The sequence below is a fragment of the Achromobacter sp. SIMBA_011 genome (assembly GCF_046535435.1).
Lineage (GTDB): Bacteria > Pseudomonadota > Gammaproteobacteria > Burkholderiales > Burkholderiaceae_B > Achromobacter > Achromobacter dolens.
The window spans coordinates 1-266 of record NZ_JAWRWN010000576.1; the positions used below are offsets into that span (position 1 = coordinate 1).

General features: G+C 72.6%; 1 protein-coding gene. It reads right to left on the reverse strand.

Annotation, left to right across the window (positions count from 1 at the left end; genetic code table 11):
• On the reverse strand, positions 1-266 hold a 266-nt coding region (locus SB816_RS32225; protein WP_410548273.1), incomplete at both ends, for an antitoxin Xre-like helix-turn-helix domain-containing protein.

The following is a 266-nucleotide window of genomic DNA, read 5'->3' on the forward strand; positions in this document are numbered from 1 at the left end:
GGCCCAGGCCGGCCAGCATCCGGTCGAGCGCGCGCTTGCCGCCGAACGGCGCCGCGTCGTTGGGCCGCTTGACCCACGCGTCGGCCGCGGCCGGCTGCGGCAGCAGAATCTGCAAGGCCTTGTAGATGCCGAGCAGCAGCGATAGGCGCTCGAGCGTGTCGCGCGGCAGGCGCGCCGAGCCGGGCGACGCCTTCCACTTGAAGAACGTCGAGCGGCCGGGCGACCCGAGCAGCACGAGTTGCTCGTCGATCGTCAGCTCCCAGTCG